This is a genomic window from Methylobacterium sp. WL12 (assembly GCF_008039475.1).
Classification (GTDB): Bacteria; Pseudomonadota; Alphaproteobacteria; order Rhizobiales; family Beijerinckiaceae; genus Methylobacterium; species Methylobacterium cerastii.
This window is the reverse complement of sequence record NZ_VRUW01000100.1, coordinates 1-14246: the sequence shown is the minus strand read 5'-3', so window position 1 is coordinate 14246 and position 14246 is coordinate 1. Positions and strand designations below refer to the sequence as shown.

Genomic DNA, 14246 nt, shown 5'->3' with positions numbered 1-14246 from the left:
CTCTCGGACATGGCCCGCCAGCTCGAAGCCGCGCTGGCGCGTCCGGCCTCGGCCGTCGCCCCCGCCCGGTCGGCCCCGCCTACGTTCTCGGACCCGGTTCCGGTCTCCGCTCCCGCTCCCGAGGCGCCGGCCGCGGTCGACCCGATGGCCGCGGCCATGGCGGCGCCTGTGGACTCACCGCTTCCGCAGGCGGAAAAGCCCGCCGCGGCGCCGTTCGCCATCCCGCCTGCCCCGGCTCCGAAGCCCGAGCCGTTCCTGCCGGCGCCGCCGCCGGTCGAGCCCGTGCCGCCGGCGCCGCCCGCAGCGGTCGAGCCGCGCGTGCCGCCGAAGGCCGAGCCCGCGCCGCCGCCGAAGGCCGCTGAGCCTGCGCCGGCCAAGTCCGCGCCGGGTAAGTCCGCGCCGGGTAAGTCCGCCGCCAACCCGTTCTCGGTGGAGGAGATCGAGGCCGAGTTCGCGCGCCTGCTCGGCCGGCCGCTGGACAAGCGGAACTGACGCGCGGCGCGCTCCTAGGGGTGGCCCCGCCGAGGCAGGGCCATCCCTCAATTACACGCCCTTGCGCAGCGTCTCCGGCATCATCAGCACCGCGAGGAAGCTGATGATCGCCGTCACGGCGAGGTAGGCGCCGACCCAGGCGATCCCGCCCCAGTCGACCAGGCGCTGGGCGATGTAGGGGGCGCCCGACGCCCCGACGATGCCGGCGAGGTTGTAGGTCACCGAGGCGCCGGTGTAGCGCACGCGGGTCGGGAACAGCTCCGGCAGCAGGGCGCCCATCGGCCCGAAGATCCAGCCCATCGTGAACAGGCTCAGGCAGAGGAAGGCGAGCACGACCGCGCCCGAGCCGGAGCCGAGCATCGGCCCGAGCAGGCCGCCGAGGCTGAACGCCACCACCATGCCGACCATCAGCACCGGCCGGCGCCCGAAGCGGTCGGCGTTGGCGCCAGAGAGCGCGATGCCGAGCGCCATGAAGCAGACGGCGATGCACTCGAACAGCAGGAAGGCGGGCCGGGTGTAGCCGAGCGCCGCCGTGCCGTAGCCGAGGGCGAAGACGGTGGAGATGTAGAACACCGCGTAGACCGCCACCATCGCCAGGGTGCCGACGACGAGGGCGTGGCCGTGGCCGGTGACCATCGCGGCGAAGGGCACGCGCTCGGGCTTGGACTGCGCCAGCGCCGCCTTGAATGCCGGCGTCTCGCTGAGCTTGAGCCGCACGTAGAGGCCGACGCCGACCAGCGCGGCCGAGGCGAGGAACGGCAGACGCCAGCCCCAAGCCTGGAAGCTTTCCGCGCTGAGGCCGAAGCTGAGCGCCAGGAAGCTGAGGTTGGCCAGGATGAAGCCGACCGGCGCGCCGAGCTGCGGGAAGATGCCGTACCAGGCGCGCTTTCCCGGCGGCGCGTTCTCGACCGCCAGCAGCGCCGCCCCGCCCCACTCGCCGCCGAAGCCGATGCCCTGGCCGCAGCGCAGCAGGCACAACAGGGCCGGCGCCCACCAGCCGGCGGTGGCGTAGGTCGGCAGGCAGCCGATCAGCACCGTCGAGACGCCCATGATCAGGAGCGAGGCCACCAGCGTCGCCTTGCGCCCGACCCGGTCGCCGAAATGTCCGAACAGGGCCGCGCCCACCGGTCGCGCCAGGAAGGCGATCGCGAAGGTCGCGAACGCGCTGAGCTGCTGCACGCCGGGCTCGCCGGGCGGGAAGAACACCGGACCGATCACCAGCGCGGTCGCGGTGGCGTAGATGTAGAAATCGAAGAACTCGATCGCCGTGCCGACGAAGCTCGCGGCGAGGACCCGGCGGGCCGAGAGGGGGGGCGGCGTGGTCTGAAGCATGGGGGTTCGCGTTCGCACGGGGTCGGAATGCGCCCCGGTTAGTGCACCGCGCGGCGTTTGCACAGCATCCGGCGTGTCGAAACCTGATGGATGCAGGGATCGAGGGGCAACAACGTCAAGATCTGTAACCCTGCTGCCGCGACCACTTCCGCCGCCTCGAACGCGATGTAGACGACGATGAAGTCAGCGACCCGGCGGAGGTGCCGGCATTCCGCTCCCCGCCACGCCATGCCAACGCTCGCCTTCCGACGGGACCGCCGGCGGAGCCCACGAAAAAGGCCGGCGCCCCCTTCGGGACGCCGGCCTCGTCGTCTTAAGCGAGGATCAGCGGCTCTTCTTGTAGAGCTTGCTCGCGATCTCGAAGATCTCCTCCGGCGCGTAGTCGGGGGCGAAGGCGCCGTAATTGCCGTCGAGCTCCGGGATCTTGCCGCCTTCGGGGTGGCCGTCGACGATCTCGAGCTGGCCGGGCGGATCGCCCGGCAGCGCGACCTCGTCGTTCGACCAGACGCCGGCGGCTTCCGCGTAGTCCTTCGGGCTGAAGGTGTAGAGCCGGCGGTGGCTGCCCTCCTGCAGGTACTTCTGGCATTCGGGCACGCGGCTGAGATCGATGTTCGGCGTCGGCAGCATCTTCTCGATCTCGACGCCGGTGATCTTCTTCAGCGCCAGCGCGTAGGCGTGGGCGTGGACCGAGCCGCGCACCAGCAGGTAGCCGCAGACCTCGCGGCCGGTCGGGTCCTTCAGGGTCTCGTAGACGCGCAACTTGTGGATGCGGGCGCCGCATTCCAGGTGGAAGTTGTGCAGCAGGTCGATGATCAGGTTCCCGGTCGTCGTAACCATGTCCATGTTCCACGACGCGGCGTTCGCGTTCATCGGCATGGAGCCGCCGCCGTTCGACAGGAAGCTGCCGGCGAGCCGGATGTCCTGCATGTCGTGGAACGGCGCCTTGGAGATGTCGACGTTCTCGGTGTCGTCGCCGGGGCCGTTGTTCAGCATCGACACGCCGGTCGAGACCAGCTCGACGTGGCCGAGTTCCTCGGCGAAGATGCTCGACACCAGGCTATAGAACGGCCGCAGCTTGCTCTTGTTGCGGAAGTTGAAGCTTTGGAACATGTAGTTCCCCAGCGTCGACATCTCGCCGTACTTGCCGCCGAGCAGTTCCTGCAGGGCGGCCGCGGCGTTCGGATCGGGTCGCTTCGGCTGCGGGAGCTCGGCCTGCAGCTTGTCGATGCGCATGAACATGGGTGGGGATCCTTATCGCCGGAGAGCCGGGACGCCCTGGTGCTACCGACCAGCGCCGACCTTGTTCCTGGATAAGGCCCGATCGCCGCCGCACCCTCTCCCGCTCGGGTCCCCGGGCGGCAGGCACGAATCGGCCCGCCCCGCACGGAGGCGGGGCGGGCCGGCGGTCCTCCGAACGGCGTTTTTTCGCGCGCCGCGTGCCCGCGTAAAGGACGGCTACGCGGTGAGCGCGCCGTCGAGGTCGTCGATCAGGTCGGCCGGGTCTTCGAGGCCGATCGAGAGGCGGACCACCTCCGGCCCTGCGCCGGCCGCGGTCTTCTGCGCGTCGGTGAGCTGGCGGTGCGTGGTCGAGGCCGGGTGGATCACCAGCGAGCGCGTGTCGCCTATGTTGGCCACGTGGGAGAACAGCTGCAGGCCGCCCACGAGCTTGACGCCCGCGTCGTAGCCGCCCTTCAGGCCGATGGTGAAGACCGAGCCGAAGCCGTGCGGCGTGTAGCGCTTGGCGAGCTCATGGTAGCGGTCGGCCTCGAGCCCCGGATAGCTCACCCACGACACCGCCGGGTGGCTCGCCAGGTGCGTCGCCACGGCCAGCGCGTTGTCGCAATGGCGCTGCATCCTGAGCGGCAGGGTCTCGATGCCGTTGAGGATCAGGAAGGCGTTGAACGGCGACAGCGCCGGGCCGAGGTCGCGCAGGCCGAGCACCCGGATGGCGATGGCGAAGCCGAAGTTGCCGAAGGTCTCGGCCAGCACCATGCCGGCATATTCCGGCCGCGGCTCGCTCATCATCGGGTAGCGCGCGTCGCCAGCCCATTGGAAGCTGCCGCCGTCGACCACGAGGCCGCCGATCGAGTTGCCGTGGCCGCCGAGGAACTTCGTCGCCGAGTGCACGACGATGTCGGCGCCGTGCTCGAACGGCCGGATCAGGTACGGCGTCGCCATGGTGTTGTCGACGATGAGCGGGATGTTGTGCCGCTTGGCGATCTCCGACAGAGCGGCGATGTCGGTGATGACGCCGCCCGGGTTGGCGATGGACTCGCAGAAGATCGCCTTGGTGCGCGGCGTGATCGCGCGCTCGAACGAGGACGGGTCGTCGGTGTCGGCCCAGACCACGCTCCAGCCGAAGTTCTTGTAGCTGTGGTTGAACTGGTTGATCGAGCCGCCGTAGAGCTTGTTGGCCGCAATGAATTCGTCGCCCGGCTGCATCAGCGCGTGCATGGTCAGGAACTCGGCCGCGTGGCCCGAGGACACGGCGACCGCCGCGGTGCCGCCTTCCAGCGCCGCGATGCGCTCCTCCAGCACGGCGTTCGTCGGGTTGGTGATGCGCGAGTAGATGTTGCCGAAGGCCTGGAGCCCGAACAGCGAGGCGGCGTGGTCGACGTCGTCGAACACGAAGCTCGTGGTCTGGTAGATCGGCGTCGCCCGCGCGCCCGTGGCCGCGTCGGGGCTCGCGCCAGCGTGGATCGCCAGGGTGTTGAAGCCGGGCAGCCGGTCGCTCATCGTGTTGCCTCCTAGGCCCGCGGGCCCGTCACCGCCGTGTACGCCCGCGCGGCGCGAGGGGGCAAGGTCTCGCCGCGCCCGTGCCCACGACCTGCCTGCCTCCGGGCTGAGCAAGGCGCCTCCGGGCTGAGCAAGGCGCCTCCGGTCCGGACGGCATGATGCCTTCACAAGAGGCAATAGATGCACAGTGATCGAGCATCTACGCAAAGGCTTGCTACGCATCCGCCGATAGAGTCAGGCTTCAGGCGGCGCAATATCTACAACGAGCGATTGTTGCCATAGTCGCATAATGAATACTTTAACTGGCTATTCACGATTTCTGCCCAAGGGTTTCGACGGCGGATCGTTGGCTCGTCGTGCGCGGTCCGCCTTCGACCGGGAGGATGCTTTGCTCGCGCAGGATTTCATGGCGTTCCACGACGCCGCCAAGCGCAACGGCGTGATCCTCTCCTTCGGGGGCGACCTGTCGGAGAACGTGATGTTCTCGCTGGGCGAGGTGCTGAAGCTGCGCATGCGCCAGGAGGAGACCGACGCCTCGGTGGCCAAGCGCGTGTTCTCGATCTTCGTCGAGCAGGCGCAGAACGTGATCCGCTACTCCGCCGACCGGGTCGCGTCGGCGACCGAGGCCGAGCAGCCCCGCGTCAGCGGCGGCATCATCGTGGTCGGCTCGGAGGGCGGGCGCTTCTTCGTCGTCTGCGGCAACGAGGTCGGCCGGGGCGACGTGCCGCGCCTGCGCGAGCGCTTGGACCACATCGTCGGGCTGTCGGCCGACGAGCTGAAGCGCTTCTACCGCGACAAGCTCCGCCAGGCCCCCGACGAGGGGAGCCTGGGCGGCAGCATCGGCCTGATCGAGATCGCCCGGCGATCGAGCGCGCCCGTCGAGTACGATTTCCAGGAGATCGGCGATGACCGAAGCCTGTTCTGCCTCAAGGCGTACATCTGAGGACGCCGGCGCCATGACCCGCATACAGATCCCGCCGACGGACCGCTCGCCGGAGGTCGACTTCGACTTCGACGGCGGCCGCCTCGCCATGCGCGGCGAGTCCTACCCCGAGGACGCGGCCGCGTTCTTCGGCCCGCTGCTGCAATCCCTGCGCGGCTACCTCGAGACGCCGAGCCCGGAGCCGATCAGCTTCGACCTCTCGCTCGCCTACTTCAATTCGTCGAGCGCGAAGGCCTTGATGAACCTGTTCATGCCCCTGGAAGACGCGGCCGCCGAAGGGCGTCCGGTCACGATCCGCTGGCACTTCGCCGAGGGCGACGACACGATCGAGGAGGCCGGCGAGGACTTCGCCGCCGACTTCGACCACGCCCGCTTCGAAATGGTGAAGGACGTCGTCGCATGACCGGCGCGCGCAGCGCCTTCGCGGCGGCCCCGGTCCCGGCCGAGGACGCGTTCAGCCTCTTCGACAACGAGGAGGCGGTGATCGCGCGGGCGGACGCGATGCAGACCCGCCTGGCCGAGATGGCCGGCGGCGTGAAGGAGCTCGCCGGCGCCTATCGCCGCGGCACCCGCGAGCAGCGCCGCCTCGTCCGGCTCAGCGACCGCATGCAGCGCGACCTGCAGCAGGCCAACGCCCGCCTGGCGGAGCAGCAGCGCGACCTCCAGAGCCTCAACGAAGCCCTGTCGAGCGAGATCGACCATCGCCGGCGCCTCGAATCCGAGCTGCGGCGGCTGGCCGACACCGACGCCCTCACCGGCGCGATGACCCGCCGCTGCTTCCTCACCCTCGGCGAGCGCGCGTGGCGGGGGAGCCAGGATTCCGGCGGCACCGCCTGCGTGCTGATGCTCGACCTCGACCGCTTCAAGGCCATCAACGACCGCTACGGACATGCGGCGGGCGACGCCGCCCTCGTCGCCTTCGCCGAGGCCTGCCGCGCGAACCTGCGCGGGATCGACCTTTTCGGGCGCATGGGCGGCGAGGAGTTCGCCGTGGTGCTGGTCGACACCGGCGAGGCGGTCGCGCGCGAGGTCGCCGAACGCCTGCGCCGCGCCGTGGCCGCCCTGACGGTCGCGGTCGAGCAGGGGGCGATCCCTGTGTCGGTCAGCGTCGGGCTCGCCGCCGGCCGGCCGGACGAGTCGTTGCAGACGGCGCTGATGCGGGCGGATGCGGCGCTCTACGCCGCCAAGGCGGCCGGGCGCGACTGCGTCCGCGGCACGGAGGCCGAGGACGGGACGGGGCGCGGAGAGGCACGATGAGCGACTGCGCCAGCCCCGCCGTCCCGCTTCGGCGCCGGTCCCTGCGCGGGTTGGGGCCGCTCAGCCGCGACGACCTCGCCGCCAACCTCGGCTTCGCGGACGTGGCCGCGGAAGAGGGCGTCGCCGACATCATGCGGCCGGGCGCCCTGCGCGGCGCCGCCCGCGGGCGCAACCTCGACAGCGTCGCCTACACCCTGTTCCTGCGCATCTACCCGGTGATCGCCGTGGTGGTGCTCCTGACACAGGCGGCCATCGCCTGGGTGAACTACAACGACCAGTATCGGCTCTACACCGAGCGCGCCGAGGTGATGGCGACGCTGGTCGCCGCCAGCATCGCGCAGCCCGGCTGGAACCGCGATCCCGCCCGGTCCCGCGCCGCCCTCGACGCGCTGACCCGCGACCCGGCCTTCCGCTACGCCGCCCTGCACGACGCGTCGGGCCGGACCGTGGTCGCGGCCGGGCAGATGCCGCGCACGTGCCCGTGGGAGCTGGCGCACGTCTCCGCCGACCTCGTGCCCGCGGGCGGCACCCGGGCGGAGGGCAGCCTCACGGTCGTTCTCTCCACCGCGGCCCTCCGCGCCAGCGCCGAGAAGCAGGCGATGCTGTCGCTGGCGATCAGCCTGCTGCTGATGCTGACCTTCGTGGCGACGCTGCATAGGACGGTGCGGCGGCACGTGATCGCCCGCCTGAAGCGCCTGCTCGTCGCCATGCGCGAGGTCGAGCACAAGCGCTGGGCCACCGTCGCGATGGACGGCGAGTTCCGCCCGCGCAACGAGATCGACGTGATCACCCAGGCCTTCAACAACATGGTGGAGGGCCTGCGCTCCGGCGACGAGGCCAAGCAGCTGCTGCGGGACCTCGCGGCCGCCCACGCCAAGCTGGAGCAGGCCAACCGCCTCGTGATCGAGAGCATCGGCTACGCCCGCCGCATCCAGTCCTCGGTCCTGCCCGACCACGCCGCCCTCGACCGGGCCGGCATCGAGGTCGCGGTCCTGTGGGAGCCGCTCCACCTCGTCGGCGGCGACTACTTCTGGCTCGAGGAGGTCGACGGGTTGAGCTTCGTCGTGGTCGCCGACTGCACCGGCCACGGCGTGCCCGGCGCCTTCCTCACGCTGATCGTGGCCACCGCCCTCGACCGCCTGCTGCACGAGCGCGGCCTGCGCTCGCCTGCCGCGATCCTGGCCGGCCTCGACACGATGGTGCGGGCGCAGCTGCGCCAGGACGGCCGCGGCTCGGAGTCGGACGACGGCCTCGATTGCGGCATCTGCGTCTGGGACCGGGATGCGCGCACCCTCCTGTTCGCGGGCGCCGGCCTGTCGCTCACCGTGATCCGCGACGGCGTCGCCGAGCGCATCCGCGGGGAGAAGCGCGGCCTCGGCTATCCCCGCACCGGGCGCGAGGTGCTGCCGGAGCGCGACGTCTCCGTGCCGGTCGCGGGCGCGACCTTCTACCTGATGACCGACGGCATCACCGACCAGATGGGGCGGCCCGATCCCGCGCGCCCCGCCCGCCTGATCGGCCAGAAGGCGGTGACCGGGCGGCTCGCCGCCCACGCCGCCCTCCCCCTGGCGCAGCAGGTCGCGGCCCTGGAGGCCGAGCTGGCGGCCTATCGCGGGCCGGAGGTCCGGCGCGACGACATGACCCTGATCGCCTTCCGGCCGCGCTGACAGGCAAGCTAACGGGACCGCGCCCGATCGCATCGCGGCGGGACCGACCTTAAAGCGGAGCCGACCCTAAAAAAGACCCGATGCTCGTGCTGTCCCGGCGGCTTCCCGCCTTCGCACGGATCGACCCGCCCTTATGCTGAAAACCGCCTTCGTTGCTGCGCGCGACCGTCAGCGGCTGTCGGAGATCGCCTCGATCCTGATCGGCTTCGGCGTCAACAAGGTCGTGGACCGGCTCGGGCTGCGCTACATCCCGATCCTTCCGCGCCGCAAGCCGAAGATCGACGTCACCCGCCTGTCGGAGCCCGAGCGCCTGCGCAGGGCGATCGAGGCTTTGGGGCCGACCTTCATCAAGTTCGGGCAGGTGCTCGCGAGCCGCCCCGACCTGCTCTCGCCGATGTGGACCGAGGAGCTGGCCAAGCTCCACAGCCAGGTCTCGCCGGTCTCGTGGGAGACGATCCGCCCGCAGCTCGAGGCCGACCTCGGGGCGCCGCCGCAGGAGATCTTCGCCGAGTTCGACACCGACGCGATCGCCTCGGCCTCGATCGCCCAGGTCTACCGGGCCAAGCTGCATTCGGGCGAGGACGTCATCGTCAAGGTGCTGCGCCCGGGCCTGCGCAAGATCATCGACGCGGACCTGCGCCTGATGGCGCACGGCGCCCGCATCGTCGAGACCGAGTGGCCGGACATGGCCCGCTACCAACCGGGCGAGCAGATGCGCCACCTCGCCGCCGGCCTGAACGGCGAGCTCGACCTCTTGAACGAGGCGCGCAACTGCGAGTTGCTCGCCTCGCTGTTCTCCGACCGCGACGACATCGTCTTCCCGAAGATCCACTGGGAATGGTGCTCCGAGCGGGTGCTGGTGCAGGAGTTCATCCACGGCATCCCCCCGAACGACGAGGCGCGGCTCGCCGCCGCCGGCGTCGACAAGAAGCTGCTCGCCCAGAAGGGCACCGACGCGTTCCTGAAGATGGCGCTGATCGAGGGCGTGTTCCACGCAGACCCGCACCCGGGCAACATGCTGGCGATGTCGGGCAACCGCATCGGCTTCATCGATTTCGGCATCATCGGCCGCCTGTCGCAGAAGCGGCGCAACCAGCTTCTCGTGCTGATCGGCGCGATGCTCAAACAGGACGCCGACGGGCTGATGGCGGTGCTGCTCGACTGGACGGGCTCGAGCAGTCCGGACCTGACGCGGCTCGAAGGCTCGGCGCAGTCCTTCGTCGAAAGCCATTCCTCGATTCCGCTCAACCTCGGCCTCGTGCTCACCGACTTCATGACCATGGCGCGCGAGAACGACCTCGCGATGCCGACCGACCTCGCGATCCTGTTCAAGGGTCTCGTCACCGCCGACGGCGTGATGCGCCACCTCGACCCGGACTTCGACCTGTTCGCCGCCGCCGGCCCGACCGTGCGCGCGAGCATGAAGTCGCAGTTCTCCCTCGGCGGCCTCAAGACCAAGGCCGAGGCGCTCGGCGTCGGCCTCTACGGCGCGGCCTCCGAGCTGCCGACGCTGATCCACCTGATGCTGGTGCGGCTCAAGCAGGGGCGCGTCACCGTGGAGATCGAGGTAAAAGGCCTCGACAAGGTCACCCGCGGCATCGAGCGGGCGGCCGCCCGCGTCGCGGTGGCGCTGGTCGTGGCCGCCTTCGCCACCCAGCTCGCCCCGCGCCTGATCGACCTCGGGACGCCGGTCTTCGTGACGATCGGCCTGATCGTCTTCACCCTCGGGGTCGGCTGGCTGGTCCTGCTCGGCCGGAAGAAGTGACAGCCGGACGATGCGAGGCGCGTAAGTCCCGAGGCCTGTAACGTCCGGGCCTCGACCAGTCTCCGTCTTGGTCGAGCCGACGGCAGTACAATCCCATCTTGCGAGGCGGGAGCGGTATGCTAGCTTAACGCAGCCCATTGGTTCCGCGGATGCGGGTGGGGCGCGGCCAGAAGCGGGAGCATCCGCCGGTGCGCTCCGATCTCGACACCTCGTCGCCCGAGCCTTCACGTTCCCTGGGCCGATCCACCCTCGCACGCCGCGCGGACGCGCCCGCCGGCGCCGCGCGACGGGCATCGGGGGAGCGAATGCGATGGACGCGGGCTACGATGTCTCGGCGTTCCAGGCCGTGGTCGGCGACCGGCGCCTCTCCGCCCTCGATGCGGAGAACCGGCGCTCGGGCGCGGCGACCCGGCAGGGCGGCGTGGACGCCACGGACGCTACGCTCCAAGAGCGCATCGACTTCGGTCTTCAAGAGCCCATCGTCGTGCCCGAGCGCCGCGTCGATGCGGACGGGTCCTACGCCAATCCGCGCCCTGCCGACCCCCTCGACCGGCACGTCCTCTGGACCGCCACCGACGTTGTCATGGTGCTCGACCGCGACGGGCGCCTGCTCCGCGTGAGCGAGAACGGGTCCGCGCTCCTGGGGGCGTCGACCGCCGAATGCGTCGGCCGCCCCTGGATCGACGCCTGGTCCCTCCCCGAGAGCCGCGCCGGAATCCGAAACGCCCTCGATGCGGCGCGCGCCGGTCGGCCGTGCCGGGTCCAGGCGATGACGGGCGCCGACGCGCCGAGCTGGTGGGACGTGGCGGTGACGCCGGTCGCCGGCGCCGACGGCCGTCCCGAACGCATCCTGGCGGTGTCGCGCGACATCACCGACCTGAAGCGGAACGAGGCGCGCCAGACCCTGCACATGCAGGAACTCGCGCATCGGGTGAAGAACACCCTCGCCCTGGTCCAGGCGGTTGCGGCGCAGACCCTGCGCAACGCCGTCTCGCTGGAGCAGGCGGGGCAGGCCCTCGACGCCCGCCTCGTGGCCCTCGCCCACGCGCACGACGTGCTGGTGCAGGGGGCGTGGTCGAGCGCCTCGCTGTCGGGCCTCGTCGCGGGCGCGGTGGCCCTGCACGGCGACGGGGCGCCCGGGCGCTTCGCAGTGAGCGGCCCCGACGTGACCCTCGATGCCGGCCACGGCCTGACGCTGGCGCTGATGCTGCACGAGCTCGCGACCAACGCCGCCAAGTACGGCGCGCTCTCCACCGCCGCCGGCCAGGTGGCGATCTCGTGGGAGGTCGCCGGACCGGAGCCGGAGGCGCGCCTGCGCTTCCGCTGGGAGGAGATCGGCGGCCCGCCCGTCGCGCCGCCGACGCGCTCCGGGTTCGGCACGCGCCTGATCGCCCGGAGCCTGAGCCACGATTTCGGCGGCGCGGTCTCCCTCGGCTTCCCGCCGACCGGTGCGGTGCTGACCCTGGAAGCGCCGCTCGCCTCGGTCGTCGCCGCCTGAGCGCGAGCTGGGGCGCCGGAGCGGTCTTTCCGCCCCCAAAAGTCGCCGGCCCGCTTGGTGCTTTTCGTCGCGCGTGCGAGTGAGCGCGCGTGCCCACGCTCCTCCTCTACGTCGCGGCCGGCCTCTGCGAGATCGCCGGATGCTTTGCCGCCTGGGCCTGGCTCCGGCTCGACCGATCGCCGCTCTGGCTGATTCCCGGCGCCGTGGCGCTCGGCCTGTTCGCGCTGCTCCTCACCCGCGTCGAGGCGGAGGGGGCCGGGCGCGCCTACGCCGCCTATGGCGGGGTCTACGTCGCGCTCTCCCTCGCCTGGCTCTGGCTGGTGGAGGGCCGCGTCCCGGACCGGTGGGATTGCGTCGGCGCGGGGATGTGCCTCGCCGGCGCGGGGCTGATCCTGTGGGGGCCGCGGGCCGCATGAGGCCGCGCCTTGACGGGGCGGACACCGGGGAATAGGCCCCGGGGCTGGTTTTCAAAGACAGTCTCCGCAGGCCTGATGACCGACAGCCCGACAGATCAACCCGTCGTTCTCCTGGTAGAAGACGACGGCCTTCTTCTGATGGAAGCCGCCGACACCCTCGCCGACGCGGGTTTCACGGTTCTCGAAGCGAGCCACGCGGACAAGGCCCTCAAGGTCCTGGAGAACCGGCACGACGTGCAGGTCCTGATGACCGATGTCGACATGCCGCAGGGCTCGATGGACGGCTTCGCCCTCGCCCGCCTCGTGGCCGACCGCTGGCCGACGATCCCGGTCCTCGTCGTGTCCGGCATGGGGACGCCCGGCCCCTACGACATGCCCGACGGCGCCCGCTTCATCCCGAAACCCTACGAGCCCAACACCCTGGTCCGAACCCTGCGCTCCTTCATCCACCGCGCCGCCTAGGGTCTTCCACCGAGCCCAGGGCCAGCGCTCGAAAGCGCCTGCCCTGTTCGTCTTCGGCCTTAATCGCCGGCGCCCGCCTCCGCGGGCTCGAGGCTTTCGCTCCGCGGGGCGCACTTCGCGCCCTGAAGCCGCCGGACGCGGCTTCGAACGATCGCCTTCCGCCGGTCGCAGCGCGGTTGCCCTGCCCCCGGTCGGCCGTGATAGGGCGAGGGTCCGAGGACCGAGCCCGATGACAGACACGCCGAAGACCCCCCGCTTCGCCACGCAGGCGATCCATGCCGGCGCGAGCCCCGACCCGGCCACCGGCGCGCGGGCGCAGCCGATCTACTTCACCAACGGCTTCGTGTTCGATTCCACCGAGCAGGCCGCCGACATCTTCAACATGCGCCGCACCGGGTTCTCGTACTCGCGCGGCTCGAACCCCACCGTCGCCGCCCTGGAGCGGCGCGTGGCCGCGCTCGAAGGCGCCAAGGCCGCCGTCGCCGTGTCCTCGGGGCAGTCGGCGCTGCTCCTCGTGATGCTGACCCTGATGAAGAGCGGCGACGCCTACGTCGCCTCGCCGCGGCTGTTCGGCGGCTCGCTCGGGCTGATGCGCCGGCTCGACGGGCGCTACGACCTCAAGCCGCTCTTCGCCAAGGGCCTGACGCCGGCCGACTTCGAGGCGGCGATCACCCCGGAGACACGGGCGATCATCTGCGAATCGATCGTCAACCCGTGCGCCACGGTGATGGACGTCGAAGGCATCGCGGCGGTGGCCCGGCGCCACGGGCTGCCGCTCGTCGTCGACAACACGCTGGCCTCGCCGGCCCTGATCCGGCCGATCGAGCACGGCGCCGACATCGTCGTGCACTCGACCTCGAAGTTCCTCGGCGGCTCCGGCCAGACCATCGGCGGAGTGATCTGCGACGCCGGCCGGTTCGACTGGGCGAAGACCGACCACTACAACCTGATCACCGGGGAATGGCCCGACTACGACGGCCTCGTCATCACCGAGCGCTTCCCCGACAACCCCTTCGCCGTCGCCTGCCGCCTGTTCGGCCTGCGCGACCTCGGCCCCGGGCTCTCGCCGATGAACGCCTTCCTGACGCTCACCGGCATCGAGACCCTGCCGCTCAGGATGGCGCGCCACTGCGCCAACGCGCGCACGGTCGCCGCCTACCTCAAGGATCATCCGGCGGTGGCCTGGGTGAGCTATCCCGGCCTGCCCGGGCAACCCGGCGAGGCGCTGGCGCGGCGCTACGTGCCGCAGGGGCCGGGTGCGATCTTCACCTTCGCCCTGAAGGGCGGCGAGCCGGCGGCGCTCAAGTTCATCACCAGCCTGGAGCTGATCTCGCACCTGGTGAACATCGGCGAGATCAAGTCGCTGGCGATCCATCCCGCCACGACGACCCACCGCCAGCTGCCGAAGGACGAGAAGGAGGCGGCCTGCGTCGGCCCCGACACCGTCCGCCTGTCGATCGGCCTGGAAAACGTCGAGGACCTGGTCGCGGACATCGAGCAGGCCCTGGCCCAGGTCGGCTGAGCGCCGCGTCGCAAGCCCTCGAATCCCACCCCCACACCTCATCCTGAGGCGCTTTCGCGAAGCGGAAGCCTCGAAGGAGCCCTCCAAGATCGCGCGACCGCTGGAGGGCTCCTTCGAGGCCGCTGAGGCGGCACCTCAGGATGAGGGGGTGGGTGG

General features: G+C 71.0%; 12 protein-coding genes and 1 pseudogene. 10 read left to right on the top strand and 3 right to left on the bottom strand.

Translation table 11 applies throughout. The annotated features are described in order from the left end of the window. Positions 1–492: pseudogene (locus FV226_RS28170) on the top strand (hypothetical protein); the annotation flags it as partial. Positions 493–543: 51 nt separating this feature from the next. Here the strand turns inward: FV226_RS28170 and FV226_RS23945 are convergent. The 3 genes from FV226_RS23945 to FV226_RS23935 form a co-directional block, all read right to left on the bottom strand. After that, entirely contained in the window at positions 544–1824 is a 1281-nt protein-coding gene (locus tag FV226_RS23945; RefSeq protein ID WP_147751171.1) for an MFS transporter, read from the bottom strand. 324 nt (positions 1825–2148) lie between these two features. Beyond that, complete coding sequence (locus tag FV226_RS23940; RefSeq protein ID WP_147764889.1) at positions 2149–3063, bottom strand: manganese catalase family protein; 915 nt, start codon at positions 3061–3063, stop codon at positions 2149–2151. Positions 3064–3279: 216 nt separating this feature from the next. Continuing rightward, on the bottom strand, positions 3280–4560 hold the full coding sequence (locus FV226_RS23935; protein ID WP_147764888.1) for an O-acetylhomoserine aminocarboxypropyltransferase: 1281 nt from the start codon (positions 4558–4560) through the stop codon (positions 3280–3282). A 388-nt stretch (positions 4561–4948) separates the two neighbouring features. On the opposite strand from FV226_RS23935, the gene FV226_RS23930 reads away from it, so the two are divergent. The 9 genes from FV226_RS23930 (at position 4949) to FV226_RS23890 (ending at position 14090) form a co-directional block, all read left to right on the top strand. Beyond that, positions 4949–5503, top strand: a complete 555-nt coding sequence (locus FV226_RS23930; RefSeq protein WP_147764887.1) for a SiaB family protein kinase — start codon at positions 4949–4951, stop codon at positions 5501–5503. 13 nt (positions 5504–5516) lie between these two features. Beyond that, positions 5517–5906 (top strand): DUF1987 domain-containing protein, encoded by a 390-nt coding sequence (locus tag FV226_RS23925; protein WP_147764886.1) that lies wholly within the window; start codon positions 5517–5519, stop codon positions 5904–5906. Further along, entirely contained in the window at positions 5903–6760 is an 858-nt protein-coding gene (locus tag FV226_RS23920) for a GGDEF domain-containing protein (protein WP_147764885.1), read from the top strand. Before FV226_RS23925 ends, FV226_RS23920 begins: the two co-directional genes overlap by 4 nt. Then, entirely contained in the window at positions 6757–8427 is a 1671-nt protein-coding gene (locus FV226_RS23915; RefSeq protein ID WP_147764884.1) for a SpoIIE family protein phosphatase, read from the top strand. The genes FV226_RS23920 and FV226_RS23915 overlap by 4 nt, the downstream gene beginning before the upstream one ends. Before the next feature lie 133 nt (positions 8428–8560). Next, positions 8561–10192 carry an AarF/UbiB family protein gene (locus FV226_RS23910; protein ID WP_147751164.1) on the top strand — a complete coding sequence of 544 codons (1632 nt, stop codon included), beginning with the start codon at positions 8561–8563 and terminating at the stop codon, positions 10190–10192. 310 nt (positions 10193–10502) lie between these two features. After that, the gene (locus FV226_RS23905; RefSeq protein ID WP_147764883.1) at positions 10503–11690 is read left to right on the top strand and encodes an HWE histidine kinase domain-containing protein; all 1188 of its coding nucleotides are present in this window, start codon (positions 10503–10505) and stop codon (positions 11688–11690) included. Between the two features lie 89 nt (positions 11691–11779). Continuing rightward, positions 11780–12106, top strand: a complete 327-nt coding sequence (locus tag FV226_RS23900; protein WP_147764882.1) for a YnfA family protein — start codon at positions 11780–11782, stop codon at positions 12104–12106. Positions 12107–12181: 75 nt separating this feature from the next. After that, positions 12182–12568, top strand: a complete 387-nt coding sequence (locus FV226_RS23895) for a response regulator (protein WP_147751161.1) — start codon at positions 12182–12184, stop codon at positions 12566–12568. A 229-nt stretch (positions 12569–12797) separates the two neighbouring features. After that, positions 12798–14090: an aminotransferase class I/II-fold pyridoxal phosphate-dependent enzyme gene (locus tag FV226_RS23890; protein WP_147764881.1), complete on the top strand. Its 1293-nt coding sequence runs from the start codon at positions 12798–12800 to the stop codon at positions 14088–14090. Positions 14091–14246 lie beyond the last annotated feature (156 nt).

What these genes read in the sequence shown, in the direction of transcription:
- FV226_RS23945 (WP_147751171.1), bottom strand. Translation starts at nt 1,824, where the DNA reads ATGCTTCAGACCACGCCGCCCCCCCTCTCGGCCCGCCGGGTCCTCGCC.
- FV226_RS23940 (WP_147764889.1), bottom strand. Translation starts at nt 3,063, where the DNA reads ATGTTCATGCGCATCGACAAGCTGCAGGCCGAGCTCCCGCAGCCGAAG.
- FV226_RS23935 (WP_147764888.1), bottom strand. Translation starts at nt 4,560, where the DNA reads ATGAGCGACCGGCTGCCCGGCTTCAACACCCTGGCGATCCACGCTGGC.
- FV226_RS23925 (WP_147764886.1), top strand. Translation starts at nt 5,517, where the DNA reads ATGACCCGCATACAGATCCCGCCGACGGACCGCTCGCCGGAGGTCGAC.
- FV226_RS23920 (WP_147764885.1), top strand. Translation starts at nt 5,903, where the DNA reads ATGACCGGCGCGCGCAGCGCCTTCGCGGCGGCCCCGGTCCCGGCCGAG.
- FV226_RS23915 (WP_147764884.1), top strand. Translation starts at nt 6,757, where the DNA reads ATGAGCGACTGCGCCAGCCCCGCCGTCCCGCTTCGGCGCCGGTCCCTG.
- FV226_RS23910 (WP_147751164.1), top strand. Translation starts at nt 8,561, where the DNA reads ATGCTGAAAACCGCCTTCGTTGCTGCGCGCGACCGTCAGCGGCTGTCG.
- FV226_RS23905 (WP_147764883.1), top strand. Translation starts at nt 10,503, where the DNA reads ATGGACGCGGGCTACGATGTCTCGGCGTTCCAGGCCGTGGTCGGCGAC.
- FV226_RS23895 (WP_147751161.1), top strand. Translation starts at nt 12,182, where the DNA reads ATGACCGACAGCCCGACAGATCAACCCGTCGTTCTCCTGGTAGAAGAC.
- FV226_RS23890 (WP_147764881.1), top strand. Translation starts at nt 12,798, where the DNA reads ATGACAGACACGCCGAAGACCCCCCGCTTCGCCACGCAGGCGATCCAT.